Below are 1,672 nucleotides of genomic sequence, written 5' to 3'. Positions count from 1 at the left end.
AAAAACATTCCTCTATTCGAATCCTTTCGTCGTGCTGTTGATTCTGCCTTCCTATGACCTGTTCGGACTATTATGAGAAATGCTATAAATCATCTAAAGACAAAAAATGAGCCAGTTATATTAACTGCTTTGTACGGGTTAGGTGGAGTAGGTAAAACACAGTCAGTGCTAGATTTTATTCAAAAACATGGGAAAGAATACAAGGCAATATGTTGGTTTAATGCAAAAGATGAAGATCAACTACTCAGTGAATATGTTAATTTAGGAAGAAAATTAAATATTATTCACGATGAAGACAACATTTCTATTGCACAGCGAGCTTATTATGTGAAAAACTGGCTAGAAGATTCTAAACGTGAAGGCTGGTTGTTGATTTATGATAATGTATCAAATTATGAAGTCATTTCTAAGCTCAGACCTACAAAAGGCGGCAAAATAATAGTTACGTCTCGTAATACTGAATGGCCACAAGGGAGTATAGGTGTAGACGTTTTTACTCCCCCAGAATCAGAATTATATGTTAAGAAAATTCTAGGCCAGGTTTCAGAAAGCGATAGGCCAAATATAGGTATATTGGCAGAAAAGTTAGGTAGATTACCTTTGGCATTAGCTCAGGCTTGCGCTTACATCAAAGAAAACAAAATGACTATCTCACGTTACTTAGAAATTTATGCAGAAAGGAAGCTTTATTTATTATCTCATAAAACACTACCTAAGGATTCTAACCATGAGCCTGTGTTTATTACTTGGGATATTACAATGGACGCAATTCGTAATGAGTCTAAACTAGCAAGCAAGTTGTTAGTAGCTTGTGCATATTTAGACAATGATATTCCTAAAGATTTGTTAAGAATATTTCCTGAGATTGTAGAGAACAATTCTGAAGAAAAACCTTTTGAAGAAGTATTAGGTATATTATTGAGATATTCGATGCTAGTGTCCAATGAGCAGAGTAGTAGTGTTTCTATTCACTGTTTAGTACAAGATGTAATTAGGCTAAAGTCAAAGGAAAGTGGAAAAATTAAAAAAGATATAAAAACCGTTTTTCAATTATTAAAAGAAAGCTTCCCTGACGACAGTGACAAATTAGAAGATTATGCTAAGAAACGACAGTTGTTACCACATTTAGAAACGTTCTTATCACATATAGATGATTGGCTAGGAAAAAATCCTTTAGAAAAGCAAACAATAGAGAAGGATTATCTTGTGGATTTGTTAATACGAATGAGTGATGGATATTATTACTTGGGTAATCCTAGAAGACAAAAGGAGTCGCTTGAACGGGTTTTACCTATCTTTAGAAAACATTATGGATCTGATCATTTTATAGTCGCCACGGCACTGACAAACCTCGGTATCGCTTGCGGGGATTTAGGTGATCACAAGAAAAAAAAGGAGTTGCTTGAACGGGCTTTACCTATTTCTGAGAAACATTATGGCCCCGATCATTTCACAATTGCTATAGCACTAACAAACCTCGGTATCGCTTATGGGGATTTGGGTGATCATAAGAAACAAAAGGAATTGCTTGAACGGGCTTTAGCAATTAATGAAAAACGTTATGGCCCTGACCATTTCGAAGTTATAGCTCTTTCCATAAAAGTCCGGATGTGGTAGGATAAGGATAGATGATGATAAGGAGGTTGAACGCCAGCAGCATATAGTTATGATT

The 1,672-nt window shown here is 35.3% G+C and carries 1 protein-coding gene; it reads left to right on the top strand.

From position 1 onward, the window contains the following. Positions 1-72 precede the first annotated feature (72 nt). Complete coding sequence (locus OZD66_RS05005) at positions 73-1,617, top strand: tetratricopeptide repeat protein (protein WP_275022410.1); 1,545 nt, start codon at positions 73-75, stop codon at positions 1,615-1,617. Positions 1,618-1,672: the final 55 nt, after the last annotated feature.

Source organism: Wolbachia endosymbiont of Drosophila baimaii (genome assembly GCF_028982185.1).
In the GTDB taxonomy this organism is placed as follows: domain Bacteria; phylum Pseudomonadota; class Alphaproteobacteria; order Rickettsiales; family Anaplasmataceae; genus Wolbachia; species Wolbachia pipientis.
Note: the sequence above shows the minus strand (reverse complement) of the source record. Positions and strands in the feature narration are given on the sequence as shown.